The organism is Desulfosporosinus sp. SYSU MS00001, assembly GCF_049943955.1.
In the GTDB taxonomy this organism is placed as follows: Bacteria; Bacillota; Desulfitobacteriia; order Desulfitobacteriales; family Desulfitobacteriaceae; genus Desulfosporosinus.
This window is the reverse complement of the sequence record NZ_JBNFTW010000046.1, coordinates 1-1297: the sequence shown is the minus strand read 5'-3', so window position 1 is coordinate 1297 and position 1297 is coordinate 1. Positions and strand designations below refer to the sequence as shown.

The following is a 1297-nucleotide window of genomic DNA, read 5'->3' as shown; positions in this document are numbered from 1 at the left end:
AAATAGGGAGGTTAAAATCAATGCCAATGAACTTTGAAACAGTAGAAGTAACAACCGACCTTCTCATCATCGGAGGCGGAATGGGAGCCTGCGGCGCAGCTGTAGAAGCAGCTTACTGGGGCAAAAAACATGGACTTAAAGTAACCTTAGTTGATAAAGCATCAATGCCGCGTTCCGGTGCAGTCGGAATGGGATTGTCCGCAATCAACCTTTATGTTGGACTTGCTGAAGGCAGAAATACAGTCCAAGACTATGTTCGCTATGTTAAAGGCGATATGATGGGAATTGCCCGTGATGACTTGGTCGCTAACATCGCTCGTCACGTAGACAGCTCCGTGCATATGTTTGAAAAATGGGGACTTCCTTTATGGAAAGATGAAGAAGGCAACTATGTGCACGAAGGAAAATGGCAGCTGATGATCAGCGGTGAATCTTATAAAGTAATCGTAGCTGAAGCTGCTAAGAATGCTTTAGGCGAAGAAAACATTTATGAGAGAGTCTTCATCACTGAGCCACTGTTAAAAGACGGCAAATGTGTAGGAGCCGTAGGTTTCAGTGTACGTGAAAACAAATTCTATGTCTTCAAAGCAAAAGCTACCTTGTGTGCAATGGGTGGAACCGTTGGTGTCTTCAAACCGAAATCCACAGGTGAAGGTGCTGGCCGTTCATGGTATCCTCCATTCTCCACCGGATCATCTGCTTACTTCACCATGAAGGCTGGAGCAGAGATGAGCAGCCAAGAAGTACGTTTCGTACCGATTCGTTTTAAAGATGCTTATGGACCAGTTGGAGCATGGTTCTTACTCTTCAAATCCCGTGCAACCAATGCTATGGGCGAAAACTATATGGAAACCCGTGCTGATGAGCTGAAGAAGTTCGGCGTCTACGGTTCCATTAAACCGATTCCTGCAAACCTGCGTAACCATCTGGGCTTGTTAGACGTACAAGAAGGAAAAGGACCTCTCTTCATGCGCACAGAAGAAGCTATTGCCAATCTGGCTAAAGCGTATGAAGGAGACGATAAAGCCTTCAAGAAGAAAATGAAATCCTTAGAAAATGAAGCTTGGGAAGACTTCCTCGATATGACAATTGCACAAGCTTTATTATGGGCTGCAACCAACGTACAACCGGAAGAAAGATCCTCCGAAATCGCAGCAGCAGAGCCTTACTTCATCAGTTCTCACTCCGGTTCATCAGGAGCATGGATCTCTGGTCCGGAAGACCTTTCCGCCGGAACCGATTACTTCTGGGGTTATGCTAACATGACCACCGTACCTGGCCTCTTTGCAGCAGGGGA

Annotated in this window: 1 protein-coding gene; it reads left to right on the top strand. The window is 46.2% G+C overall.

Annotated elements, in window-relative coordinates; translation table 11 throughout:
• Positions 1 to 20 precede the first annotated feature (20 nt).
• Positions 21 to 1297 (top strand): adenylyl-sulfate reductase subunit alpha (locus ACPUYX_RS20960; RefSeq protein WP_426381508.1); only part of this gene is annotated, 1277 nt, incomplete at its 3' end.